The organism is Nocardioides sp. (assembly GCF_041393715.1).
Classification (GTDB): domain Bacteria; phylum Actinomycetota; class Actinomycetes; order Propionibacteriales; family Nocardioidaceae; genus Nocardioides.
This window is the reverse complement of the sequence record NZ_JAWKJQ010000007.1, coordinates 1-23,785: the sequence shown is the minus strand read 5'-3', so window position 1 is coordinate 23,785 and position 23,785 is coordinate 1. Positions and strand designations below refer to the sequence as shown.

Annotated in this window: 23 protein-coding genes and 1 pseudogene; 20 read left to right on the top strand and 4 right to left on the bottom strand. The window is 70.9% G+C overall.

Translation table 11 applies throughout. The features are described from left to right. Nucleotides 1-11: 11 nt before the first annotated feature. The 9 genes from R2740_RS12265 (at nt 12) to R2740_RS12225 (ending at nt 8,234) form a co-directional block, all read left to right on the top strand. Nucleotides 12-311: a hypothetical protein gene (locus R2740_RS12265; protein WP_371302974.1), complete on the top strand. Its 300-nt coding sequence runs from the start codon at nt 12-14 to the stop codon at nt 309-311. A 30-nt stretch (nt 312-341) separates the two neighbouring features. Further along, nucleotides 342-896: a DUF3349 domain-containing protein gene (locus tag R2740_RS12260; protein ID WP_371302973.1), complete on the top strand. Its 555-nt coding sequence runs from the start codon at nt 342-344 to the stop codon at nt 894-896. A gap of 151 nt (nt 897-1,047) precedes the next feature. Next, entirely contained in the window at nt 1,048-2,817 is a 1,770-nt protein-coding gene (gene betA / locus R2740_RS12255; RefSeq protein WP_371302972.1) for a choline dehydrogenase, read from the top strand. Next, nucleotides 2,814-3,038 carry a hypothetical protein gene (locus tag R2740_RS12250; RefSeq protein WP_371302971.1) on the top strand — a complete coding sequence of 75 codons (225 nt, stop codon included), beginning with the start codon at nt 2,814-2,816 and terminating at the stop codon, nt 3,036-3,038. The genes betA and R2740_RS12250 overlap by 4 nt, the downstream gene beginning before the upstream one ends. Beyond that, entirely contained in the window at nt 2,981-3,886 is a 906-nt protein-coding gene (locus R2740_RS12245) for a glycine betaine/L-proline ABC transporter ATP-binding protein (RefSeq protein WP_371302970.1), read from the top strand. The genes R2740_RS12250 and R2740_RS12245 overlap by 58 nt, the downstream gene beginning before the upstream one ends. Further along, nucleotides 3,883-6,003, top strand: coding sequence for an ABC transporter permease (locus R2740_RS12240; RefSeq protein ID WP_371302969.1), 2,121 nt, complete (start codon nt 3,883-3,885; stop codon nt 6,001-6,003). Before R2740_RS12245 ends, R2740_RS12240 begins: the two co-directional genes overlap by 4 nt. 48 nt (nt 6,004-6,051) lie before the next feature. Continuing rightward, nucleotides 6,052-7,023 (top strand): ABC transporter substrate-binding protein, encoded by a 972-nt coding sequence (locus R2740_RS12235; RefSeq protein ID WP_371302968.1) that lies wholly within the window; start codon nt 6,052-6,054, stop codon nt 7,021-7,023. A gap of 237 nt (nt 7,024-7,260) precedes the next feature. Next, nucleotides 7,261-7,743: a DUF2690 domain-containing protein gene (locus R2740_RS12230; protein WP_371302967.1), complete on the top strand. Its 483-nt coding sequence runs from the start codon at nt 7,261-7,263 to the stop codon at nt 7,741-7,743. Then, complete coding sequence (locus tag R2740_RS12225; protein ID WP_371302966.1) at nt 7,725-8,234, top strand: DUF2690 domain-containing protein; 510 nt, start codon at nt 7,725-7,727, stop codon at nt 8,232-8,234. The genes R2740_RS12230 and R2740_RS12225 overlap by 19 nt, the downstream gene beginning before the upstream one ends. 44 nt (nt 8,235-8,278) lie before the next feature. Here the strand turns inward: R2740_RS12225 and R2740_RS12220 are convergent, their stop codons facing one another. Further along, nucleotides 8,279-9,397: a DNA glycosylase AlkZ-like family protein gene (locus R2740_RS12220; protein ID WP_371302965.1), complete on the bottom strand. Its 1,119-nt coding sequence runs from the start codon at nt 9,395-9,397 to the stop codon at nt 8,279-8,281. 139 nt (nt 9,398-9,536) lie between these two features. Between R2740_RS12220 and R2740_RS12215 the strand changes: the two genes are divergently transcribed. The 3 genes from R2740_RS12215 (at nt 9,537) to R2740_RS12205 (ending at nt 13,917) form a co-directional block, all read left to right on the top strand. After that, nucleotides 9,537-12,050, top strand: coding sequence for an FAD-dependent oxidoreductase (locus R2740_RS12215; protein ID WP_371302964.1), 2,514 nt, complete (start codon nt 9,537-9,539; stop codon nt 12,048-12,050). Nucleotides 12,051-12,181: 131 nt separating this feature from the next. Then, the gene (locus R2740_RS12210) at nt 12,182-12,952 is read left to right on the top strand and encodes a hypothetical protein (protein WP_371302963.1); all 771 of its coding nucleotides are present in this window, start codon (nt 12,182-12,184) and stop codon (nt 12,950-12,952) included. Continuing rightward, entirely contained in the window at nt 12,949-13,917 is a 969-nt protein-coding gene (locus R2740_RS12205; RefSeq protein WP_371302962.1) for an electron transfer flavoprotein subunit alpha/FixB family protein, read from the top strand. The genes R2740_RS12210 and R2740_RS12205 overlap by 4 nt, the downstream gene beginning before the upstream one ends. On the opposite strand, the gene R2740_RS12200 is transcribed toward R2740_RS12205, so the two are convergent. Next, the gene (locus tag R2740_RS12200; RefSeq protein WP_371302961.1) at nt 13,914-14,501 is read right to left on the bottom strand and encodes a hypothetical protein; all 588 of its coding nucleotides are present in this window, start codon (nt 14,499-14,501) and stop codon (nt 13,914-13,916) included. The two genes, R2740_RS12205 and R2740_RS12200, sit on opposite strands and share 4 nt — an antisense overlap. 614 nt (nt 14,502-15,115) lie before the next feature. Between R2740_RS12200 and R2740_RS12195 the strand changes: the two genes are divergently transcribed. Beyond that, on the top strand, nt 15,116-15,262 hold the full coding sequence (locus R2740_RS12195) for a M15 family metallopeptidase (protein WP_371302960.1): 147 nt from the start codon (nt 15,116-15,118) through the stop codon (nt 15,260-15,262). Between the two features lie 32 nt (nt 15,263-15,294). Here R2740_RS12195 and R2740_RS12190 read toward each other — a convergent pair whose 3' ends face one another. Then, entirely contained in the window at nt 15,295-15,753 is a 459-nt protein-coding gene (locus R2740_RS12190) for an MOSC domain-containing protein (protein WP_371302959.1), read from the bottom strand. Between the two features lie 60 nt (nt 15,754-15,813). Between R2740_RS12190 and R2740_RS12185 the strand changes: the two are divergent. From R2740_RS12185 to cls, 3 genes and pseudogenes are all read left to right on the top strand, one after another. Beyond that, nucleotides 15,814-16,074, top strand: a pseudogene (locus R2740_RS12185) (alcohol dehydrogenase catalytic domain-containing protein); the annotation flags it as partial. Between the two features lie 367 nt (nt 16,075-16,441). Beyond that, entirely contained in the window at nt 16,442-16,783 is a 342-nt protein-coding gene (locus R2740_RS12180) for a zinc-binding dehydrogenase (RefSeq protein WP_371302958.1), read from the top strand. A 35-nt stretch (nt 16,784-16,818) separates the two neighbouring features. Then, on the top strand, nt 16,819-18,297 hold the full coding sequence (cls, locus tag R2740_RS12175) for a cardiolipin synthase (protein WP_371302957.1): 1,479 nt from the start codon (nt 16,819-16,821) through the stop codon (nt 18,295-18,297). 12 nt (nt 18,298-18,309) lie between these two features. Here cls and R2740_RS12170 read toward each other — a convergent pair whose 3' ends face one another. Next, complete coding sequence (locus tag R2740_RS12170; RefSeq protein ID WP_371302956.1) at nt 18,310-19,389, bottom strand: AI-2E family transporter; 1,080 nt, start codon at nt 19,387-19,389, stop codon at nt 18,310-18,312. 115 nt (nt 19,390-19,504) lie between these two features. On the opposite strand from R2740_RS12170, the gene R2740_RS12165 reads away from it, so the two are divergent. The 4 genes from R2740_RS12165 to R2740_RS12150 all read left to right on the top strand — a co-directional run. Beyond that, complete coding sequence (locus R2740_RS12165; protein ID WP_371302955.1) at nt 19,505-20,002, top strand: potassium channel family protein; 498 nt, start codon at nt 19,505-19,507, stop codon at nt 20,000-20,002. Beyond that, the gene (locus R2740_RS12160; protein WP_371302954.1) at nt 19,999-20,949 is read left to right on the top strand and encodes an FUSC family protein; all 951 of its coding nucleotides are present in this window, start codon (nt 19,999-20,001) and stop codon (nt 20,947-20,949) included. Before R2740_RS12165 ends, R2740_RS12160 begins: the two co-directional genes overlap by 4 nt. Nucleotides 20,950-20,959: 10 nt before the next feature. After that, entirely contained in the window at nt 20,960-22,909 is a 1,950-nt protein-coding gene (locus R2740_RS12155; protein ID WP_371302953.1) for a M13 family metallopeptidase, read from the top strand. Between the two features lie 128 nt (nt 22,910-23,037). After that, nucleotides 23,038-23,785: ABC transporter substrate-binding protein (locus R2740_RS12150; protein ID WP_371302952.1), on the top strand; the 748-nt coding region annotated here is incomplete at its 3' end.

Genomic DNA, 23,785 nt, shown 5'->3' with positions numbered 1-23,785 from the left:
GAGCCTGAGCCATGGACACCGTCCGTCTCGCGGTCGAGGCCGCCTGGAAGGTCCTCTACGTCGGGCTGCTGCTCGGCGCCGGGCTGCCGATCATGTTCGCGCTCGGGGTGCGGCTGCTCGCGGGGCCGGCCCCCGAGGGCGACGACGCGCCGGCGTACCGCCCGGGACCCGGCAGCCGGCTGCTGGCGTGGCTGTGCTTCGCCGTGGTCGCGTACGGCGTCCTGGTCGGGCTGCTGGTCATCATCGGGGCCGGGCAGGGCAAGGTCGTCAGCTTCGAGCACGTCTTCCCGACCCTGGTCCCCAAGGGCTGACCGCTCCCCGGCATCGAGAAGGAGACAGACGTGGCTCGCAGCGCCCTCGACAGGATCCTCGGATGGGTCCACGCCGCCTATCCCGACGGCGTCCCGGCGGAGGATCGCGCCGCCCTGCTGGTCGTCATCGGCGACCACCTCTCCGGCGACCAGGCCGCGGGCTTCGCGACCCTGCTCGGGGTCCCCTCCGACGGCCCGCCGCCGGGGGTCGACGACGTGGCCCGGGTCTCCGGGCGGCTGCTCGCCGGCGGCTGGCCGCTGGCCAACCCCGATGACGAGGGCGCGGATGCCACCGTGATCGCCCGAGCGCTGACCGGCGTGGTCACCTGGCTCCGCTCGGGCTACCCCGAAGGCGTGCCCGACCGTGACTACATCCCGCTGGTGGCCATCCTCGAGCGCCGGCTGACCAAGCGCGAGGTCAAGGCGGTCACCAAGGAGCTCAAGGCCAACGGCCTGCTCTCGCCCAACATCGGCGACATCGAGGACGCCATCATCGACGTCATCAACGAGACGCCGAGCCAGGAGGAGATCGCCCGGGTGACGGCCCACCTGCAGCGCAAGGGCTGGCCGGTCGAGCTGTCCTGATCGATCCCACGGCGGGTGTTTCGGCCGGGTTGCACCCTGGTCACAACCAGGCCCGGTCCCTTGACTGGCGCCGCGTCGGCCCACCATGCTGCCAACGGCAGGCGTTGCGACTGAAGCATCGCGTTGCGCATGACGCAACTCAAGGAGGGCCGTGGCCGGTCGACGAGGGCAGCACAGCGCCTACGACGTGGTGGTCGTGGGCGGCGGCTCCGCGGGCTCGGTGATCGCGGCCCGCCTCTCGGAGGACCCCGGCACGTCCGTCCTGGTGCTCGAGGCGGGTCGCTCCGACTTCCGGATCGACCCGTTCATCCACATGCCGGCCGCGCTGCCGTTCCCCATCGGCAACCCGCTCTACGACTGGCGCTACGAGACCGAGCCCGAGCCGGAGATGGGCGGTCGGCGCATCTACCACGCCCGGGGCAAGGTGCTCGGCGGCTCCTCGTCGATCAACGGGATGATCTTCCAGCGCGGCAACCCGATGGACTACCAGCGCTGGGCCGCCGACCCGGGCATGGAGAGCTGGGACTACCTCCACTGCCTGCCCTACTTCAAGAAGATGGAGTCGCTCCACCTCGCCGACGGCAGCGTGGGCGCCGACACCTGGCGTGGCGGGGACGGCCCCCTCCACCTCGAGCGCGGTCCGGCGAGCAACCCGCTGTTCGAGGCGTTCTTCCGGGCCGCCGAGCAGGCCGGCTTCCCGCGGACCGACGACGTCAACGGCTACCGGCAGGAGGGCTTCGGGCCCTTCGACCGCAACATCAAGGACACCCGCCGCTGGTCCGCGGCCCGGGCCTACCTCCACCCGGCACGCAAGCGGCCCAACCTGCGCGTCGAGACCCTCGCCCACGTGACGAAGATCCGCTTCGAGGGGAACCGTGCCGTCGGCGTCGACTACCTGCGCGGCGGCCGCCTGCACCGCAGCGTGTCCGCCGGCGAGGTGATCCTCTGCGGGGGCGCGATCAACACCCCGCAGCTGCTGCAGCTCTCCGGTGTCGGCGATCCCGGCCACCTGCAACCACTCGGCGTACGCATGGTGCACGAGCTGCCCGCCGTCGGCGAGAACCTCCAGGACCACCTCGAGGTCTACATCCAGTACGCCTCCAAGCTGCCCGTCTCGATCGCCCCCGGGCTCGCCTGGTGGAAGCGGCCGAAGATCGGCGCCGAGTGGCTGTTCCTCAGGCGCGGCGTCGGCAGCACCAACCACTTCGAGGGCGGCGGCTTCTGCCGCAGCAACGACGAGGTGACCTGGCCCAACCTGATGTTCCACTTCCTGCCGATCGCGATCCGCTACGACGGCACCTCGCCCACGAAGGGCCACGGCTACCAGGTCCACATCGGCCCGATGTACGCCGACACGAGGGGCTGGGTGCGGATCGCCAGCACCGACCCGACCGCCAAGCCGAAGATGCTGTTCAACTACCTCTCCACGCCCACCGACCGCAAGGAGTGGGTGGAGGCGGTGCGCACCGCGCGGCAGATCCTCAACCAGCCGGCCTTCGCCGCCTACAACGACGGCGAGCTGTCGCCCGGCCCGTCGGTCGAGACCGACGAGGAGATCCTCGACTGGGTCCGCGAGGACGCCGAGACGGCTCTCCACCCGTCGTGCACGGCGAAGATGGGCGTCGGCGAGGACTCCGTGACGGACCCGACCACGATGAAGGTGCACGGCCTCGAGGGGGTTCGCGTGGTCGACGCCAGCGTCTTCCCCTACGTCACCAACGGCAACATCTATGCGCCGGTGATGATGGTCGCCGAGAAGGCCGCCGACCTGATCCGCGGCAACACGCCCCTGCCGCCGGCCGAGGCGACGTACTACCGTCACGGCCAAGGACTACCGCTCTATCCACCAGGCGACCCTCGCAACGAGGAGCCGTCCGGCGACCAGCAGGACGCCGTCACACCAGGGGAGGTGCGGTCATGACCGCCACCGAAAGCTCCGCCGTCCCGACCGACACCTCAGCCACGGGGGACGCGGCGCTCGAGGTCCGCGGTCTCTGGAAGATCTTCGGCCCCAAGGCCGGCTCGATCATCGGCACCCCCGACGCGAACCTCTCGCGCAAGGAGCTGCAGGGAAGACCGGCCACGTGGTGGGCATCCGCGACGTCTCCTTCGACGTCGTGCCGGGCGAGGTCTTCGTCGTGATGGGGCTGTCCGGGTCGGGCAAGTCCACGCTGGTGCGCCTGCTGACCCGGCTGATCGAGCCGACCGCCGGCTCGGTCACGCTCTACGGCGAGGACATCACCTCGATGAACGACCGGGCGCTGCTCGAGACCCGTCGCAGCCGCGTCTCGATGGTCTTCCAGCACTTCGGCCTGCTTCCCCACCGCAAGGTGATCGACAACGTGGCGTTCGGCCTCGAGGTGCGCGGCGAGAACCGGTCGGGGCGCCGCAACCGCGCCCAGGAGATGGTCGACCTGGTCGGCCTGTCCGGCTACGAGAACAACTTCCCCGACCAGCTCTCGGGCGGCATGCAGCAGCGGGTCGGTCTGGCCCGCGCGCTCGCCGCCAACCCCGACGTGCTGATGTTCGACGAGCCCTTCTCCGCCCTCGACCCGCTGATCCGACGCGACATGCAGAACGAGGTCATCCGGCTGCACCACGAGGTCGGCAAGACGATGGTGTTCATCACCCACGACCTGGCCGAGGCGCTCAAGCTCGGCGACCGCATCCTGATCATGCGCGACGGCGAGATCGTGCAGATCGGCTCGCCGGACCAGGTGGTGGGCGCGCCGGCCGACGACTACGTCAAGGACTTCGTCAGCGAGGTCCCGAAGTCGCACGTGCTGACGCTCAAGTGGGTCATGCGCCCGCTGCAGGGCGACGAGGCGGCCGGCTCACCCACCCTCCAGTCCGACCAGATCGTGCGCGACGCCGCTCGGGCCGTCCTCGCCAACCAGGGCCCGGTCCGGGTCGTCGAGGGCGACCGTGTGGTCGGCGTGGTCGACGACGAGGACATCCTCCGGGTCGTGGTCGCGGAGGAGGAGGCGTGAGCACGGCCACCGCGCCACCGCCTGCTGCCACCAAGGAGGAGCAGCCGTACGTCGACCCGTCACCGAAGCGCTACACCGGGCCGAAGCTCGCCGCGATCCTCGTGGTCTGGGTGGTCCTCTACTTCATCTTCAAGGGCCAGCAGACCCTGGCGCTGCCGTTCGCCGAGACGACCGCCTTCCACGACTGGATCAACTCGGTCCGTGACTGGGTGCAGCTCAACGGCCCCGACAACTGGTTCTTCGGCGGGGTCATCGGCTTCATCAGCGACACCCTCAACACGATCACCGAGTTCCTGCAGCACCTCTTCAGCACGCCGGCCTTCCCCCGTCCGGTGCCCCAGATCGGCTGGCTGGGCGTCGTGGCGCTGGCCGCCTGGGTGAGCTACGCGCTGGCCGGCGTCCGGTCCATGCTGCTGGTGACGGCGGCGATGCTGTTCTTCGGGACCACCGGGCTGTGGCAGGACAGCATCGACCTGCTGATCATCACCCTGATGGCCGTCTCCATCAGCGTGGTCATCGGGCTCCCCGTCGGCATCCTGATGGCGCGCAACAAGGTGGCCTCGTCGACGATCACCCCGGTGCTCGATGGGATGCAGACGATGCCGGCGTTCGCCTACCTCACGCCGATGGCGCTGCTGTTCGGGATCGGTCCCGCCTGTGCGATCGCCGTCACGCTGGTCTACGCCCTGCCGCCGCTGATCCGGATCACCGAGCACGGCATCAAGAGCGTGCCCGCCACCACGGTGGAGGCCGCCCGCTCCCTGGGCGTGACCCGCCGGCAGCTGCTCCGCGACGTACAGCTGCCGATGGCCAAGCGCACCATCATCGTCGGGGTCAACCAGTGCACGATGGCGGCGCTGTCCATGGCGACCATCGCCGCGCTCGTCAACGGTCCCGGGCTCGGACGGGCGGTGGTCTCGGCGCTGCAGACCCTCAACGTGGGCGCCGCCTCGGTGGCGGGACTGGCGATCGTGCTGATGGCGATCATGCTCGACCGGACGACCACCGCGGCGAGCCAGCGGTCCGAGGCCGCCAGCCGCGGCAGCATCGCGTCGGTGAGCGGACCCGGCGTGATGCTGACCGGCGTGGTGCTGGAGAAGCTGCCTCGGTGGGCCACCGAGGACGCCGGCAAGGGCGCCTCCCGGCTGCGGCTCACCGCCTGGGGTCGGCGCGCGATGCTGGCGCTGCTGCTGCTGCCGGTCGTCATCGCGATCGTCCTGTCGCGGCAGCGGCTGGCCCTGGCCGAGTTCCCCGACGTCTCCGACACCCCGGTGCTCAAGTGGGTCTCGGGGCCGCAGCTGACGACGTGGATCAACGACGCGACGAACTGGATCGTCGACACCTTCGAGGGCGTGACCACGGCGGTCAAGGACGCGGTGACCCTGACGGCCCTCGACGGCCTGCAGAGCCTGATGGCCGACTCGCCCTGGTGGCTGATGGCGGCGGTACTGCTCGCGCTCGCCTACGTCCTCGGCGGCTGGCGGCCGGCCGCTGTCACCCTCGTCTGCGAGGCCGTGATCCTCGGCACCGGCCTGTGGAACGACGCGATGGTGACGCTGACCATGACGCTGGTCGCCACGGTCATGGTGATGATCGTGGCCATCCTGCTCGGCGTCGCGATGGGACGCAGCAGCCGGGTCGACCTGATCGCGCGCCCGTTCCTCGACGCGTTCCAGACGATCCCGCCGTTCGTCTACCTGGTCCCTGCACTGGCGCTGTTCGGCGTCGGCCGGTTCACCGCCATCGTCGCGGCGTTCGCCTACGGCCTGCCGATCGCGACCAAGCTGGTGGCCGACGGCATCCGCGGCGTCTCGGCCACCACGGTCGAGGCGGCTCGGTCCAGTGGCATCACCACCCGGCAGATGATCACGAAGGTGCAGCTGCCGATGGCCCGCGAGTCGCTGGTGCTGGCCGCCAACCAGGGCCTGCTCTACGTGCTCTCGATGGTCGTCATCGGCGGCATGGTGGGCGGCGGCAGCCTGGGCTACATCGTGGTGGCCGGGTTCTCCCAGGCCGAGCTGTTCGGCAAGGGGCTGGCGGCCGGCATCGCGATCACCGCGCTGGGCATCATGCTCGACCGGATCACCCGCTTCGCCGCGGCCCGGCTGGGCCGTTGACGAGTTGAGCTTCCCGCGGCGAGCGCGGGCAGAAGGAAGGAAGAACGCATGACGCGAGGACTCAGCCGGTTCCGCCTGGTTGTCGTCGCCGCCCTCCTCGGAGTCGGGCTGTCGGCCTGTGGCGGCTCGGACATCCAGAGCAGCTCAACCGGCGGCGAGAGCAGCGGCGGCAAGGAGTGCGGTGACCTGCGCATCGCCATCAACCCCTGGACCGGGTACGTCTCCAACGCCCACGTCATCGGCTACGTGGCCCAGACCAAGCTGGGCTGCAACGTGACCTACCCGGAGGTGAAGGAGGAGGTCGGCTGGCAGGGCATGGCCAGCGGCTCGATCGACACCATCGTCGAGAACTGGGGTCACAACGACCTGATCAAGAAGTACATCGACGAGCAGGGCACCGTCCAGGACGCGGGACTCACCGGCAACGACGGCATCATCGGCTGGTACGTCCCGCCGTGGATGGCGGAGAAGTACCCCGACATCACCAACTGGGAGAACCTCAACAAGTACGCCGACCTGTTCAAGACCTCCGAGTCCGGCGGCCAGGGTCAGCTGCTCGACGGCGACCCGTCGTACGTCACCAACGACGAGGCGCTGGTGAAGAACCTCGACCTCAACTACAAGGTGGTCGTCGGTGGCTCCGAGGCGGGCCTGATCCAGTCCTTCCGCTCCGCGGAGAAGAACAAGACGCCGCTGCTGGCCTACTTCTACGAGCCCCAGTGGTTCTTCTCCGAGATGAAGCTGGTGCGGGTCGAGCTGCCGCCCTACACCGATGGCTGCGACGCCGACGCGGCGAAGGTCGCCTGCGACTACCCGCCCTACAAGCTGAACAAGCTGATCGCCACCTCGTTCGCCGAGTCGGGCTCACCGGCCGTCGACCTGATCAAGAACTTCACCTGGACCAACGACGACCAGAACCTCGTGTCGACGTGGATCGCCCGCGACAACATGACGCCGGACGACGCGGCCAAGAAGTGGGTCGAGGAGAACCCCGACAAGGTGGACGCCTGGCTCGGCTGAGCTGACACCGCACCCCTGTTCGGCGGGCGCGAGACGAGCCCGCCGGACAGGGGTGCCCACCGCGTCCGGGTCGTGCCGCGCAGGGGCTGTCGGGCCGCGGGCCGAAGGAACACCGCGAGCCGAAGGGACCATGGTTGACGGCCATCGGCCGGTGCCACAGGATGTGGCCAGCCGGTCAGGCAGGGTGGCTCACCCGGGCCCATCGAGCGACCGGGCACCTATCTCGGAGGTGACTGCATGACCGCACGATGGAGACGCGCACTCGGCGTCCTCGTGGCCGCGCTTCTCGGCGTCGGATCGGTGGTGGCGACCATCGGCCCGGCCGAGGCGGCGAGCTGCAAGGGATCGAACTGCACCGGCAAGGATCCGGGCGTGCAGGGATGTCTCGGTGGTGACAGCACCATCGACAGTGCGGACTGGGCGACGGCGTCACCGCCGTACGCCGAGGTCCTGCTGAGGTACAACTCGAGCTGCAAGGCCATGTGGGCCAAGGGCTTCTCCACCCCGTGGTACGCCTACGACATCAAGATCGTGAAGCGCCGCGCCTCCGACGACGCCCTGCTCTACAACCATCGGATCACCGTCCCTCGCTCCGGCAGCGAGTCGCCGCACTGGACCAAGATGGCCGGGTGGACGTCGGGGTCCAAGATCAAGGCCTGTGTCGAGAGCCCGATCGACGCCGGGGTCTGGAGGTGCACGTCATGGTTCCAGCTCGCATGACCATCACCGGCCGCTGGCGGCGTCGGATGGCCGCTCTCGTGACCGTCCCGTTCCTCGTGGGCGTGGGGCTGGTCGGCCTGGCTGCTCCGGCCACGGCAGCCAGCTGCTACGCCGGTTCCTGCACCGGCAAGGGCCCGGTGTCCCAAGGCTGCGACAACGATGCGTCGGCCATCGCCGAGGTCCCGATGACCACCGGGGACGGCTACACCAAGGTGCAGCTGGAGTACAGCCAGGCCTGCAAGGCGATGTGGGCCCGGGGCAGGTCGCTGCCGAAGTCGGACTTCGACATCAAGATCGTCAAGCACCGTACCTCCGACAACGCGGCGCTCTACTCCCACCGGGTGACGGTCTACTCCGGGTGCTCGGGATGTGCGAACCCGTGGGAGTGGACCAACATGGCTGGCTGGACCTCGGGCTCCAAGATCCGGGCCTGCATCCAGGATCCGTTCACCAACAAGTGGGCGTGCACGACCTGGTTCCGGCTCGCCTGACCCCGGTGGCGCGAACGGCGGCCGACCGACCTTGGCCGGCGGCCCTAGTGCTCCTCGTGGGTGACCGCGAGGGAGAGCCAGGTGGCCAGTCCGGCGATCTCGGCGTCCACGGCTCGGCGGCGCGCGGCCGGCCACGGCTCGTCCTCGTGGACGGCGTACACCCGCAGCACGCCGCCGGCCGGGTCGGCCTCGGCGTCGAGCTTGCCGACCAGCCGGTCGCCGTCGAGGATCGGCAGCGCGAAGTAGCCCCAGCGTCGCTTGGCGGCGGGCTTGTACATCTCCAGCTGGTAGTCGAAGTCGAACAGCTCGGTCGCGCGCTTGCGGTCGAACACCAGCCGGTCCAGTGGCGACAACAGTGCCACCCGGCCGTCGAACGACGACCCGGCGAGCTCGCGCTCGAGCAGGTCGGGGTCCACCCGCCACCTGCCCCTGACCCCGTCGACCACGGCCTCTTCGCCGATCTCGCCCACGTCGAAGGGCTCGCCCGGAACCTCGGCCACCTTCGGGCGGGCCAGGCCGAGGGCCGCCAGCCGCCGCCGGGCCAGCACCGCGTCGGCTTCGTCGACGGGGACCGCGGAGTCGTCGGGATAGACGCGCTCGGCGATGTCCCAGATGCGCTCCCGGCCCTCTCGGTGCGAGACCGCCACCTCGCCCCGCTGCTCGAGGAAGTCCAGCAGCCGTTGGACGTTCTTGGCGTTGGTCCACCCCGACGAGCGCCACGGCACCGCGGTGCTGTCGGGCAGCGCCCGGGCCGGCTGGGGCCCTTCGCTCTGCAGGTGCTGCAGGATCTCTCGACGGCAGAGGTCGTTGGCCTCGACCCAGTCGGCGATCTCGCGCTGCCAGTCGCGCAGCGGCTCCGGCCCGGGCCACGCCCGCATCCGGGCCCGGAACAGGGAGATGTCCTCCCCGGGTCGGATCATCGAGCGCAGCTCGACCAGGCTGCGGTCCTCCAGCGCGGCGTCGAGCTCGCCCCGGTCGTAGTCCGAGCCGAGCCGACTCCACAGCAGCAGGTGCGCGTGGGGAGCGACGTACGCCGTGAAGTCGGCCTGCAGCACGGTGAGCCGGCGCGCGACCTCGGCCACGTCCGGCGGCCGGTCCTGGGTCAGCAGCTGGGCGCGCACCGCGATCCGCCGCGCCTGCTCGCGCGTGAGCTCCACCGGCATGGGACCAACGTAGGCGGAGCCACCCGAGGCGTGGACCGGAGGGCGCCAGCCTTGACACTCCGGCCCGAAGGTTGAACACTCATCCCTGTTCCCTATCGCGCAACGCGTTGCGCATGACGCACCAACTCAAGGACCCTCCATGGCAGAGCTCCCCGCCTCGGCACGCGTCGTCGTCATCGGCGCCGGCATCGTCGGCAACAGCCTGGTCTGGCACCTCGCCAACCTCGGCTGGCGCGACATCGTCCAGATCGACAAGGGCCCGCTGCCCAACCCGGGCGGCTCCACCGGCCACGCGTCCAACTTCATCTTCCCGGTCGACCACTCGCGCGAGATGACCGACCTGACGTTCGACTCGGTGGCGCAGTACCAGGAGATGGGTGTCTTCACCCAGTCCGGCGGCATCGAGGTCGCCCGCACCGAGGAGCGGATGGAGGAGCTCCGGCGCCGGATGTCCAGCGCCAAGGCGTGGGGCATCGACGCCCGGCTGGTGACGCCCGACGAGATCGCCGAGCTGGTGCCGTTCCTGGAGAAGGACATGGTGATCGGCGGGTTCTACACGCCCAGCGTCGGCGTCGTCGACTCGCTGCGCGCGGGCACGATCATGCGCGAGCGCGCGCTCGAGCTCGGCGCGCTGACCGTGGTCCCCAACGTCGAGGTCACCGGCCTCGACGTCGAGGACGGTGCGATCAAGCGGGTGCGCACCGACCGCGGCGACATCGAGGCCGAGACGGTCGTCGTCGCCTGCGGTGTGTGGAGCCCGAAGATCGCGGCGATGGCGGGTGCGGCCATCCCGCTCACCCCGGCCGTTCACCAGATGATCTCCGTCGGCCCCTGCCCCCAGCTGGCCGAGAAGGAGGGGGAGATCTCCTTCCCGATCGTGCGCGACATGGACACCTTCTGTTACGAGCGCCAGCACGGCGCCGACATGGAGGTCGGCTCCTACGCCCACCGGCCGATCCTGATGGAGCCCGAGGACATCCCGTCGATCGAGCAGTCGAAGCTGTCGCCGACCGAGCTCCCCTTCACCGAGGACGACTTCGACCCGCAGCTGGAGCAGGCCTTCGAGCTGATGCCCGACCTGCTCGGGGCCGAGGGCGCGGAGATCCGCTACGCCATCAACGGCCTGCTCTCGCTGACCCCCGACGGCTTCCCGATCCTGGGCGAGACGCCCGAGGTCGCCGGCCTCTGGAGCGCGGCGGCGATCTGGATCAAGGAGGGTCCCGGCACCGGCCGCGCGGTCGCGGAGAAGATGACCCGCGGCTGGTCCGACATCGACATCAGCCACTCCGACATCGCGCGGTTCTACGACCACCAGCGGGCCCGCACCCACGTGCAGGCGCGCACCTCGGAGGCGTTCAACAAGACCTACGGCATCGTGCACCCGGCCGAGCAGTACGAGTCGGAGCGTCCGATCCGCACCTCGCCGATGTATGACCAGCAGAAGGCCGCCGGAGCGTTCTTCTTCGAGGCGGCAGGCTGGGAGCGGCCGTTCTGGTACGAGTCCAACGCCGGCCTGGTCGAGGAGTACGGCGACGCGGTGATGCCGCGTGAGCACGAGTGGGACTCTCGCTGGTGGTCGCCGATCATCAACGCCGAGCACCTCCGGATGCGCGAGGCGGCGGGCATCGTCGACCTGACGGCGTTCGTGATGTTCGACCTGGAGGGCCCGGGTGCGCTCGACACCGTGCAGCGGGCCTGCGTGGCGCAGTGCGACGTCGCCGTCGGCAAGGTGATCTACACCCCGGTGCTCGACGCCCACGGCGGCTTCGTGTCCGACCTCACCGTGATGCGGCTGGGCGACGACCACTTCCGGGTGGTCACCGGCGGCGCGCACGGCATGGTGGACAAGAAGTGGTTCGCCGACCTGGTCACCGACCCCGACACGACGCTGACCGATCTGACCGCCGACATCTCGACGGTCGGCATCTGGGGACCGAAGGCGCGCGACATCCTCGCGTCGCTCACCGACGACGACGTCTCGCACGAGGGCTTCGGCTTCGGCTCCTGCCGGGAGATCTCCGTGGGCGGGCAGCCCGTGCTGGCCTCGCGGATCTCCTACGTCGGCGAGCTGGGCTGGGAGCTCTACGTCCCGATGTCGGGCGCCTCGGCCCTGTGGGACGCGCTGCTCGCCGCGGGGTCGTCCGTGGGCGCGGTGCCGGTGGGCATCGGTGTCTACGGCACGACCGGCCGCATCGAGAAGGGCTACCGCGCGTTCGGCGCCGAGCTCGACGCCGAGCGGACCATCGTCGAGGCGGGCATGCAGCGGCCCAAGGTCAAGGCGCAGGACTTCGTCGGCCGCGAGCCCTACCTCGCGCAGCGTGAGGCCGCGCCGGCCACCGTGCTGTGCACGATGACCGTCGACGACCACACCTCGGCCAGCGGGATGAAGCGCTACATGCTCGGCGGCGAGCCGATCCTGCGCCGTGACGGCTCCACGCTGACCGACGGCCACGGCCACCACCCCTACGTCACCTCCGCGGGCTCGGCTCCGAGCCTGGGCAAGCACGTGCTGATGGCCTACCTGCCTCCGGAGGAGGCGGTGATCGGCAACGAGCTCGCGGTGTCCTACATGGAGGAGCTCTACCCCGTCACCGTCGGCTCCGTCGACGCCACCTCCCTCTTCGACCCCGCCAACGACCGGATCCGGTCGTGAGGGCTGGGGCTCGGCGTGTGGAGGTTCACCATGTTAAGTAGACGAGTTGTCACTTCACACGGCGTACTCACCATGGGAAGCGACGTTTCACCTGCTTCTCCTGATGAAGCACCAACCCCCCAGGAGCACGCATGACCAACGTCCTGGTCTGCATCAAGCGGGTGCCCGACTCCTCCAGCGACGTGGTGCTGACCGACGACGCCCAGGCGGTCGACGGGCGGTACGCCGGCTTCACGGTGAGCCCGCACGAGAACTGCGCGGTCGAGCTGGCCGTGCAGGTCGCCGGCGCGACCGGCGGTGAGGCCACCGTGGTGACCCTTGGCACCGAGGAGGCGGGCGAGCAGCTGCGCGGCGTCCTCGCCCTGGGGTGTACGGCGGCCACGCACGTCGTCGCCGACGCGCCGGCGTACGGCCCTGCCGACGTGGCTCGCGAGCTGGCCGCCGTCGTTCGCGACCACGAGGCGGCGGGCCGCGCGCACGACCTCATCCTGCTCGGCAACGACGCGGCCGACAGCGGTGACTTCCAGGTGGGCATCCGGCTGGCCTACGAGCTCGCGCGCCCCGTGGTCACCGGGGTCAAGACCGTCGAGATGGAGGGCGACACCGTCGTCGCCCGGGGTGAGGGGCCGACCGGCCAGGACACCTACCGACTGCCCGTGCCTGCGGTCGTGACCGTGCTCGAGGGCGGCGTCGAGCCGCGCTACCCGACGGTGTCCGGCCGGATGAAGGCCAAGAAGATCGAGATCGAGCAGCGTCAGCCGGCGGCGGCGCCGGCCGGACCCCAGCGCGTCAAGCTGTTCCTGCCGCCCGCCGTGCCGAGCCAGGTCTCCGTGCTCGGGCAGGGCCCCGAGGCCGCCGGCGCCGTGGTCGACCTCTTCGCCGAGCTGGGGGTGACCCGATGATCATCGTGCTGGTCGAGCTCGACGAGGAGTCCCTCGAGGTCTCGCGCGAGGCGCTGACCTTCGCCCGCACCCTCTCGGCCGCCGGTGGTGGCGTGCCGATCGACGCGGTCGTCGTCGGAGAGGTCACGCCCGAGGACGTCGCCGACCTGGGACGCTACGCCGTCCGCGAGGTGCATCAGGTCGGGGGCGAGGCGTTCTCCGCCTACTCCGCCGCCGCCTGGGCGGCCGCGGTCCTCGAGGTGCAGCGGGCCAAGGGCTCGGTCGTGGTGATGGCCGGCGGCACCAACCGCGGCACCGAGGTGCTGGCCCACGTGGCCGCGCGGGCGGGCGTCGGGATGGCCGCCAACGTCGTGGCCTTCAACGGCTTGGCGCCGTTCACGGTGAACCGCCAGGTGATGGGCGGCGCCGTCCTCGAGGAGATGCAGCTCGACGGGCGTCCCGCGGTGTTCACCGTCGCCGGCCACGCGGTCGAGGCGGTGCCGGCGGAGGCGCCGACCACGCCGGTCGTCGTCCCGGTGGCACCGACGGTCGCCGAGGCCGACCTGGTCGCGCGGGTCGTCGCCACCGAGGAGCGGCCGCAGGGCGAGGGCGGCAACCTGAAGACCGCCAAGGTCGTCGTCGGCGCCGGCCGCGGCGCGGGTGGCCCCGACGGCTTCGGCGCGGTGGTCGAGCTCGCCGACCTGCTCGGCGGGTCGCTCGGCGTCTCCCGGGTCGTCACCAGCCTCGGCTGGCGACCCCACCACGAGCAGGTCGGCCAGACCGGCACCCGGATCTCGCCGGACCTCTACATCCCCTGCGGCATCAGTGGTGCCATCCAGCACTGGGCCGGATGCGCCTCGTCGAAGGTGATCCTGGCGATCAACACCGACGACGAGGCGCCGATGGTCACCAAGGCGACCTACGCCGTCATCGGCGACATGCACGAGATCGTGCCCGCGATCAACGAGGCGCTGAAGCAGGGCTAGTCCGCTCCCGCTCGATTGCCTCGGCGACCTACCCTTGGAGGTCGAGGAGTCAGGGTCGAGGGGGGACGCATGCCCAGGTCGCGGGGGGTGTCGCGGCGGCGCGGAGCGCTGCTGCTGGCCGCCGTGGCCCTGGTCGCCGCCGCCTGCGGCTCGGCGCCGGCCAGCACCCCCGGGCCGTCCGGGTCGGCGACCGAGGCGCCCAGCGGGTCGACGTCGCTCGGTCCCTCGGTCTCCACCTCCTCCCCGTCGACGTCCGCGTCCACGGGACCGGGCTCGGCCACGCCGACGGTCGTCGACCCCAGCCACGCCGTGTCCCCGCCGGGTCCGCTGACCGAGGGGCTCGCGGGCGCCGACCTCCTGGTGTCCAGGGCCGAGCCGTTCACGGCCGAGCAGCGGCGCCAGGTCGCGGCGGCCGCCGGCGTCGAAGGCACCGACGTGATCGGCCTCGGCAGCATGGCGATCCAGAACCGTGTCATCTCGGTCGCGGCCGTCGACCCGGCGTCGTACCGGCGCTTCACGCCGCAGGGCAGTGCCCAGCTCGAGGCGGTCTGGGACCGGGTGGCCGGCGGTGAGCTTGCCGTCACGCCGACCCTGAGCCGACAGCTGTCGCGGCTCACCGACCAGGACGGCTGGTTGCGACTCGGCAACGACGTCACCGCCCCCGACGTCCACATCGGCGCGGTGGCCCCCAGGCACCGCGGGTCGACGCCGTCGTCAACGACGCCTGGGCCGCCGATCTCGGGCTGCCCCTGGGCAACGCGCTGCTCGTCTGGACCGGAGAGACCTCGCCCCAGAAGGTCCAGCCGGTGCTGGAGAAGATCGTCGGCTCCGACGCGTCGGTGCAGATCCTCGGCCCCGACCTGGACATCTCGGTGCAGCAGACGGCGTTCCTCACCGGCGGCTCGGTGGCGTCGGCGGTCGGCTCGTTCTCCTACCGCGTGCTCGACGGCGGCCGCATCGCGCCCGACCCGGCCTGGGTGCGCGCCAACATCCGCACCGAGCGGGTGCCGATCCTGGGCGACGTGACCTGCCACAAGATCCTGTTCCCGCAGCTGCGCGCCGCGCTCACCGAGGTGGTGCAGCGGGGCTGGCCGACAAGATCCACCCCGGCGAGTACGCCGGCTGCTACTACCCGCGCTTCATCGCCGGCACCACCCAGCTCTCCCTGCACGCGTTCGGCATCGCCCTCGACCTCAACGTGCCCGGCAACCTCCGCGGCACCCGCGGCGAGATCGACCGCGATGTGGTCCGGATCTTCAAGAAGTGGGGCTTCACCTGGGGCGGCGACTGGGCCTGGACCGACCCGATGCACTTCGAGATGAACGCCGTCGTCCAGCCCCGGTGAGGCGTCGCAGACGGTGCGGTGAGGCGTCGACGTCAGGCGCTGGGGGCCTCGGCCAGCGTGACCGTGTCGCCGACGGCGATCTCCCCACCCACGAGCACCCGGCAGATCGAGCCTGCCCGACGGCGCAGCGCCGCGGCGCCTCCCGGTCCCAGGTTGTCGTCGAGGAGACGACAAGGGGCGGCGATGCGCACCACCTCGAGCTCGACCTCGCCGAGGGTGATCCGGCTGCCGGGAGCGGTCGGCACCAGGCCGTGACTGATCGTGACGTTGCGTCGGGTGGCCGCCGGCGGGACCGGACGGCCCAGCGCCTCCGCCGCCGCGGCCAGCTGCTCGGCCGACTGCACGCTGACATGGCGATGGCGGGTGCCGTGGTAGCGGTCGCCGACCAGCCCCTTGCCGGCCTCGGCCGTCACCCGCTCCACCGACTTCTGCGGGAGCCGGGCTCCGGGCGCGAGGTGGATCGCGGCCACGGTCGGCGGTCGGCTGGTCACGACGGACATGCTGGCACGCGCGCCAGCACCCGTCGTCGTACGCACCAGTAGCCTCGCCCCATGCGCGCGATCCAGGTGACCACGACCACCGGCCCGTCGGGAGTGGAGGTGCGCGAGGTCCCCGATCCGGAACCCGGACCCACCGACGTGCTCATCAGGGTGCACGCCATCGGCGTCTCGTTCCCCGACCTGCTGCTCAGCCAGGGGCTCTACCAGCTGCGTCCCGAACCGCCGTTCACCCTCGGCGTCGACATCGCCGGTGAGGTGGTCTCCGGGCCGGCGCCGTTCACTCCGGGGCAGCGCGTCGCCGGTGTCGTCCCCCACGGCGGCGCGGCCGAGCTGGCCGTGGTGCCGGCCGCGTTCACGTTCCCGATCCCCGACACGCTCGGCCTCGACCAGGCGGCCGCGATCCCGATGAACTACCTCACCGCGCAGTTCGCCCTGCACACCCGCGGCCAGGTGCGGCCCGGCGAGACCGTCCTGGTCCACGGCGCCGCGGGGGGCGTCGGCACGGCCAGCCTCCAGGTCGCTCGCGGGTACGACGCCACGACCATCGCCGTCGTCTCCACCGAGGCCAAGGGGCTGGTCGCGAAGGCCGCCGGCGCCGACCACGTGGTGCTCCTCGACGGCTTCCGTGAGTCCGTGCAGGAGCTGACCGGAGAGCAAGGGCGTCGACCTGGTCGTCGACGTGGTCGGCGGCGACTCGTTCACCGACTCGCTGCGGGTGCTGGCCACCCAGGGCCGCCTGCTCGTGATCGGGTTCGCGGCGGGCCAGGGCATCCCGGAGGTCAAGGTCAACCGCCTGCTGCTCAACAACGTCGACGTGCGCGGGGTCGGCTGGGGCGCCTACGCCATGGTCACGCCGGGCTTCATGCAGCAGCAGTGGGCCGAGCTGCTCCCGATGATCGAGTCCGGCATCGTCAGGCCTCCCCTCGGCGCGACGTACGCCTTCGAGCAGTTCGCCGCGGCCCTCACCGACCTCGCCGAGCGACGAGCCACCGGCAAGCTCGTGGTGCGGGTCCACGACTGACAGCGCCCGGCCGACCGACCCGCTAGCGTCACCCCATGTCGATCGACTGGTCCGTGGTCGCTGCCATCCTCGCGCTGCTCCTGGTGTTCGGCGGGCTCGCGATCCGCGTCGTCGCGCTCGGGGTGATCCCGGGCAACCGCAAGCCGTCCACGGGGATGGCGTGGCTGCTGCTGGTGCTGCTCAGCCCGGGGCTCGGGGTGCTGGCGTTCTTCTTCTTCGGCAGCAACAAGCTGGAGCGTCGCCGCCACGAACGACAGCAGCGGGCCAACGACCTGATCGTGGACCGAGTGGCCGCGCTGCCGGCCGTCCCCATCCCCGACGGTCTCCCCGACATCGTGCCCGGGTTGGTCCATCTCAACCAGCAGCTCGGATCGCTGCCGCTGTCCCTCGACAACACCGTGCAGCTGCTGCCCGACTACCGAGGGTCGATCAACGCGATGGCCGAGGCGATCCGCGGGGCGGAGTCCTCCGTCGACGTCGAGTTCTACATCTCCGCCTGGGACGACGTGACGGCGCCGGTGTTCGAGGCGATGGCCGACGCGGCGTCGCGAGGAGTCCGGGTCCGCTTCCTCTTCGACCACCTGGGCTCACGCGGCATCCCCGGCTACCAGGACTTCCTCAAGCGGCTCGCCGGCACCGACATCGCCTGGCATCCGATGCTCCCGGTGCGACCGCTGCAGGGCCGCTTCCGGCGCCCCGACCTGCGCAACCACCGCAAGCTCGCGGTGATCGACGGCCGCGTGGGGTTCACCGGATCGCAGAACCTCACCGAACCCGGGTACAACAAGCCGAAGAACCACGCGGTGGGCCGCGAGTGGGTCGAGCTGATGGCGCGCGTGACCGGGCCGGTGGTCACCTCGCTCGCCGCGGTCTTCGCGCAGGACTGGTACGCCGAGACCGACGAGGTCAGCTCGGTCCTGCCGGCGGAGACCCCTGCCACCACCCCGCAGGGAGCCCTCACCGCCGTGGCCTGCCAGGTGGTGCCCAGCGGCCCGGGCTACGTCTGGGAGAGCAACCTGCGGATGTTCAACACCCTGCTCTACGGCGCGCGCCGGCGGCTGTCGATCACCAGCCCCTACTTCGTGCCCGACGAGTCGTTGCTCTACTCGGTGACCACGGCTGCGCGGCGGGGGGTCGCCGTCGAGCTGTTCGTCAGCGAGGTGTCCGACCAGTTCATGGTCGGCCACGCCCAGGCGTCGTACTACCGCGCGCTGCTGGAGGCCGGCGTCCGCATCTACCTCTACCCCGCGCCGTGGATCCTGCACGGCAAGCACTTCACCGTCGACGACCACATCGCCGTGATCGGGTCCAGCAACATGGACCAGCGGTCCTTCGCCCTCAACTTCGAGGTCAGCATGATGATGCTCGGGGCCGACGTCGTCACCGCGATGCGCGAGGTCGAGGACGGCTATCGCGCGGCCTCGCGCGAGCTGACGTCGGAGGAGTGGTCGCAGCGCCCGATGCGCAAGAAGTACGTCGACAACGTGATGCGGCTGACCGCCGGGCTGCAGTGAGGCGGGCTCGGCTCAGTCGGCCGCGGCCGCCTCGACCTCGTCGGGTCCCGTCTCGATCTTGAAGTCGGGCTTGCCCGCGATCAGCGGGAGAGCCCAGCGCGCCTCGGGGTCGGCCTCGACGAGCAACGCGCGAGCGAGCAGGCTGAGCGGCACCGCGAGCAACGCACCCAACGCGCCCAGCGCCCAGGCCCAGAACACCAACGACAGCATGGTGATCGTCGGACTGAGCCCGACCTTGTCGCCGACGTAGCGAGGCTGGATCACCGACTGGATCACCACGTTGATCACCGAGTAGACGATGATCACGCCGATCATCAGCCCGGGCCCTCCCTCGAGCAGGCCGATGATGGCCGGCGGGATGACGCCGATGACGAAGCCGATGTTGGGGATGAAGTTGGTGACGAACGCCAGCACCGCCCAGACGAACGCGCCGGGCACCCCCATCACCCACAGGGCGACCCCGTCGATGACGGCGACGATGAAGCCGAAGCCCGCCGACACGGCCATGTAGTTGCGGGTGCCTTGGGTGAAGCTGACGAGGGCGTCCACCAGATGCGGCCGATCGCCGCGGACCCGGTCGAGCACCCGCTCGGTGCTGCGGGTGTCGAAGGCCATGAACAGCGCCAGGGTCACGATGAAGAACAGGTTGGAGAGCAGCGCCACGATCGCGCCGGCGAGGGAGGTGGCGATGGACAGCAGCCGGCTCGCGTCGAGGGCGTTGACCGCGGCGGACACCTGCGAGTCGCCGACGCCCTTGTCCTCGAGCCAGCCGCCGACGTCGTTGATGTACTCCTGGATCTTCGGCACGTACGACGGCAGCAGCGTGGCCATCCGGGCGCCGGCGTAGACCAGCGACAGGGTCAGCAGGATGAGCAGGATGTAGACGGTCGTGACGACGATCAACGAGACCGCCCAGTCGGGCAGGTTCTTCTCGGCCAGCCAGCGGCGCACCGGGTGCACGGTGATGGTCAGCACCAGTGCCAGCAGCGTCGGGCCGACGATGCCGGCCGTGGCGCGCAGCCCGGCCAGCGTGATGACCAGGGCGGCGGCGACGATGAGCACCAACGCGGCGCGCGGGAAGCGATCCGTCATGCGAGAGACCCTAGACCCAGGAGCGTCCGAGAGGGACGACCCTTCGGCGGGACCCGCCGCGCGGACCGCCGCGGAGACGCGATTCCCCAGCGCCCGGGGCACTAGTGTCGACCCCGTGCGGCGGCATCCTTGGCTCAGTGGGGCGCTCCTCGGCGCGGCCATGATGCTGCTCTACTTCACCTTCCCACTCGACCCGAGGCGGGCGCCGGTCGGCGTCGCCGTCGGCATCCTGGCGAGCGTGATTGCGATGGTCGGCGTCACGGTCGTCGTGGTGATGGAGATACGCCGGGAGGAGCGGCGGCTGACCGCGCTGCACCTGGTGTTGGCGCTGGAGGCGATGCTCACGGCCTTCTCCGCGGCCTACTACGTGGTCTCCTCGACCGACGCCGGGCAGTTCGAGGGGCTCGCGACCCGACTCGACTCGCTGTACTTCTCGATGACCACGCTGTCGACCGTCGGCTTCGGTGACGTCCACGCCAGTGGCCAGCTCGCCCGCGGCCTGGTCACCGCGCAGATCGCGTTCAACCTGATCTTCCTGGGCGCCTTCGCGGGCCTGCTGCAGGACAGCATCCGGCAACGCCGACACGCTCCGGCCGAGCCACCGGTCGAGTGAGCCGGGTACTGCCTCCGGGCGGCGCGCTGCGCGCCGCGGTGGTGCTCCTGCTCCCGGTGCTCGGCGCCGCAGCCCTCGCCGGCCGGCTGGGCGGGGCCACGCCGGCGATCGGCGTCGTGCTGGGTGTGGTCGGTGGGTTGCAGCTGGCCGTCCTCGACCTCGGCTGGCGTCCGCGACTCCTGTGGGCGGCCACGGTGCCGGCGGCGGCCGGCCTGGGTGTGCTCGCGGCGGGTCGGGTGCTGCCGGCCGCGCTGCTGGTCGCCGGCCTCGCCCTGTTGCTGTGGCCGACCGGACCGCGGCTCGGAGCGGCCCTGTCGCTGCTCCCGGTCGTCGCCGCGCTCGGAGCCTCGATCGGGGTGACCGACTCGACCGGGTTCGCCGTGGGAGCAGCGGTGGGAGTCGCCGTCCTCTTCCTGCTGGTGGCACTGCTGAAGGTGCGGGCGCCGCTCGTCCCCGTCGCTCCGGGGCCGGCCCGGCGGCATGCCCTGGTCAGTGCGGCCGCCTGCGGGACCGCGATCGTCGTGAGCATGGAGGCCGGGCTCACGCACGGCTACTGGCTGGTGGTGCTGCTGGCGCTGATCCTGCGCCCCTTCCCCGGGGAGACCGCGCGCGGCGCCCGCGACCGCACGCTCGGCACGCTGATCGGCTCGCTGCTGGCGATGGCCGGCGTCCTGCTGCTGCCGCAGGCGCTGCTGGCGGTGCTCGCGGCGGCCTGCCTGCTGATGAGCCTGGGCTGGGCGATCGGTCGTGATGTGCTCCGGCAGACCGTCTTCAGCACCCCCGTCGTGGTGCTGGCGGGATCGTCCGGGGTCGCCGGCTCGGCCGTCGACGTGGCCGCCGAACGGCTGCTGCTGACGGTGGCCGCCGCGGCCGCGGCGGTCGGGCTCGCCTGGCTGCTGCGTCGTGGGGACGCCGCGGCGCAGCGATCGGTCGACCTCGCGCGTTAGGGTCGTCCCCGTGACGATTCTCGACGACGCCCGCGCCGGCATGGACCCGGCGATCCGTCCGCAGGACGACCTGTTCGGCCACGTCAACGGCAGCTGGCTGGCCACCGAGGACATCCCGGCCGACCGGTCCAGCTGGGGACCGTTCGTGACCCTGTCCGACGAGGCCGAGCAGCAGGTGCACGCCATCGTGGAGGAGCTCGCCGAGCGGGCCGCCGCCGACGACCCCTCGCTGACCGACGAGCAGCGCAAGATCGCGCTGCTCTACGGCTCGTTCATGGACACCGACGCCATCGCCGCTCGCGGGCTCGAGCCGGCGCGCCCGATGCTCGACGCCGTCGCCGGGCTGCGCGACAAGCGTGACCTGGCGGCCTTCGTCGGGGAGCTCGAGCGCAACGGCGGGGTGGGCCTCTTCGGCTCCTACGTCGACACCGACGACCGCAACTCCGACCGCTACCTGGTGCACCTCTACCAGGGCGGTCTGGGCCTGCCCGACGAGTCCTACTACCGCGACGAGACCTTCGCCGAGGTGCGCGACAAGTACGTCGCCTACCTCGCCACCATGCTCGGCCTCGCCGGGCACGCCGCCCCCGAGGCCGCGGCGGCGCGCATCCTCGAGATCGACACGCTGATCGCCGAGGGTCACTGGGAGCGGGCCGAGACCCGCGACGTGCAGAGGACCTACAACCTCACCACGGCCGAGGAGCTGCGCGCGCTCGCGCCGGCGTTCGAGTGGGACGCCTACGTCACCAACATCGGCGGCACGGCGGCCACCGTCGCGGAGACGGTCGTCAAGCAGCCGTCGTTCTTCGGGCATCTCTCGACCGTGCTCGAGCAGGTCTCGATCGACGACTGGAAGGACTGGCTGGTCTCCCGGGTGCTCCGCTCGATGGCCGCCTACCTCTCCGACGAGTTCGTCGAGGCCAACTTCGACTTCTACGGCCGCACCCTGAGCGGCACGCCCGAGCTGCGCGCGCGGTGGAAGCGCGGCGTCGCCTTCGTCGAGGGCGCGATCGGCGAGGCCGTCGGCCGGGAGTACGTCGCCCGGCACTTCCCCCCGTCGTCGAAGGCGATGATGGACGAGCTGGTGGCCAACCTGCTGCGCGCCTACCGGCAGTCGATCGGCGCCCTCGACTGGATGGGCGAGGAGACCAAGCAGCGGGCCTACGACAAGCTCGACACCTTCCGGCCCAAGATCGGCTACCCCGAGAGGTTCCGCGACTACTCCTCGCTCGAGGTGGGCGACGACCTGGTCGGCAACGTGGTGGCGGCGTCGTACTTCGAGACCGCCCGACAGCTCGCCAAGATCGGCTCGCCGGTCGATCGTGACGAGTGGTTCATGCTGCCGCAGACGGTCAACGCCTACTACAACCCCGGCACCAACGAGATCTGCTTCCCGGCGGGCATCCTGCAGAGGCCGTTCTTCAGCCCCGACGCCGACCCTGCGGAGAACTACGGCGGCATCGGCGCCGTCATCGGCCACGAGATCGGGCACGGCTTCGACGACCAGGGCGCGCAGTACGACGGCGCCGGCAACCTGCACGACTGGTGGACGCCCGACGACAAGGCGGCGTTCGAGGTGAAGTCGAAGATGCTGATCGCCCAGTACGACGCCTTCGAGCCGCGCAACCTGCCGGGCCACCACGTCAACGGCTCGCTGACGGTGGGGGAGAACATCGGCGACCTCGGTGGGCTGACCATCGCCCACACCGCCTACTCCCTGTTCGTGGGCCGCGACGTCCCGGTCGAGGAGAGCCAGATGCTGTTCCTCAACTGGGCCTACTGCTGGCGCACCAAGCGCCGTCGCGAGCAGGAGCTGCAGTACCTCACCATCGACCCGCACTCGCCGGCGGAGTTCCGCGCCAACATCGTCCGCAACCTCGACGAGTACCACGCCGCCTTCGGCACCGCGCCGGGTGACGGTCTGTGGCTCGACCCCGAGCTGCGGGTCCGCATCTGGTGATCCGCTGAGCCGACCCCCACCGACCATGGAGCGTCCGGTGGGGGAGACGCCGCGCCCACTCGATGGGTGAGTTAGGTTAGCCTTACCTTAAGCAAGTTTGGTTAGCCTCACCTTACTCAGGAGCCTCGATGCGTCCCTCCCTCGGCCTTCCCGCCCTTGCCCTCTTCGTCGCCTCGGTGCTCACCGCGTGCGGTGACGAGGGAGAGGACCGACCCGACACAGGTGGCACCGCCGCGGCGGCCGCCGACTTTCCGGTGACGATCGAGCACGTCTACGGCGACACGGTGATCCCCGCGAAGCCCGAGCGGATCGCGACGGTCGCCTGGGCCAACCACGAGGTGCCGTTGGCCCTCGGAGTCGTCCCGGTCGGGATGAGCAGGGCCGCCTGGGGCGACGACGACGGCGACGGCGTGCTGCCCTGGGTCGAGGACAGGCTGGAGGAGCTCGACGCCGAGACCCCGGTGCTCTTCGACGAGGCCGACGGGATCGACTTCGAGGCGGTCGCCGAGACCGCCCCGGACATCATCCTGGCGGCGTACTCCGGGCTCACCCAGGAGGACTACGACACCCTGAGTGCGATCGCGCCGGTGGTGGCCTATCCCGAGGTCGCCTGGGGGACCTCGTGGCAGGACATGGCGCTGCTGAACAGCCGGGCGATCGGGCTGGCGGACGAGGGGGAGGAGCTGGTTGCCGGGCTGGAGGACGACGTCGCCGAGGCCTTCGCCGAGCATCCCGATCTCCAGGGGTCCTCGGTGCTCGTCAGCTGGTTGGACACCAGCGACCTCAGCCAGATCGGCTTCTACACCTCCCACGACACCCGGCCCGGGTTCCTCGAGGAGTTCGGCATGACCGCGCCCGGCGTCGTCGCCGAGGCCA

Bases quoted from the DNA above. Each gene is read 5' to 3' on its own strand.
- R2740_RS12265 (WP_371302974.1), top strand. From the start codon at position 12: ATGGACACCGTCCGTCTCGCGGTCGAGGCCGCCTGGAAGGTCCTCTAC.
- R2740_RS12250 (WP_371302971.1), top strand. From the start codon at position 2,814: ATGACCGCCACCGAAAGCTCCGCCGTCCCGACCGACACCTCAGCCACG.
- R2740_RS12235 (WP_371302968.1), top strand. From the start codon at position 6,052: ATGACGCGAGGACTCAGCCGGTTCCGCCTGGTTGTCGTCGCCGCCCTC.
- R2740_RS12230 (WP_371302967.1), top strand. From the start codon at position 7,261: ATGACCGCACGATGGAGACGCGCACTCGGCGTCCTCGTGGCCGCGCTT.
- R2740_RS12225 (WP_371302966.1), top strand. From the start codon at position 7,725: ATGGTTCCAGCTCGCATGACCATCACCGGCCGCTGGCGGCGTCGGATG.
- R2740_RS12220 (WP_371302965.1), bottom strand. From the start codon at position 9,397: ATGCCGGTGGAGCTCACGCGCGAGCAGGCGCGGCGGATCGCGGTGCGC.
- R2740_RS12215 (WP_371302964.1), top strand. From the start codon at position 9,537: ATGGCAGAGCTCCCCGCCTCGGCACGCGTCGTCGTCATCGGCGCCGGC.
- R2740_RS12210 (WP_371302963.1), top strand. From the start codon at position 12,182: ATGACCAACGTCCTGGTCTGCATCAAGCGGGTGCCCGACTCCTCCAGC.
- R2740_RS12205 (WP_371302962.1), top strand. From the start codon at position 12,949: ATGATCATCGTGCTGGTCGAGCTCGACGAGGAGTCCCTCGAGGTCTCG.
- cls (WP_371302957.1), top strand. From the start codon at position 16,819: ATGTCGATCGACTGGTCCGTGGTCGCTGCCATCCTCGCGCTGCTCCTG.
- R2740_RS12170 (WP_371302956.1), bottom strand. From the start codon at position 19,389: ATGACGGATCGCTTCCCGCGCGCCGCGTTGGTGCTCATCGTCGCCGCC.